The organism is Winogradskyella poriferorum (genome assembly GCF_050618035.1).
Classification (GTDB): domain Bacteria; phylum Bacteroidota; class Bacteroidia; order Flavobacteriales; family Flavobacteriaceae; genus Winogradskyella; species Winogradskyella poriferorum_A.
The window spans coordinates 1-225 of record NZ_JBODPY010000197.1 but is presented as its reverse complement, the minus strand read 5'-3'; the positions used below and the strand labels follow the sequence as shown (position 1 = coordinate 225).

Sequence of the window (225 nt, the reverse complement as noted above, 5' to 3'; positions counted from 1 at the left end):
GTATTTGCTCCTACAAATACAGCTTTTACAAATTTCTTAGCAGCCAACGGATTATCTTCACTTGATGATGTTCCAGTTGCCACATTAACTGAAATTTTATTGAACCATGTAATTATTGGTGAAGCTATGTCTAATGGTTTAAGTACAGGATATGTAAGCACTTTGGCTACTAAACCAGGGTCAGATATTAATATTAGTATGTTCGTAAATACAGCTTCGGGTGTA

General features: G+C 34.7%; 1 protein-coding gene. It reads left to right on the top strand.

The genetic code is table 11. The features are described 5' to 3' along the window. Positions 1–225: fasciclin domain-containing protein (locus tag ACRHOC_RS15455; RefSeq protein WP_431159477.1), on the top strand; the 225-nt coding region annotated here is incomplete at both ends.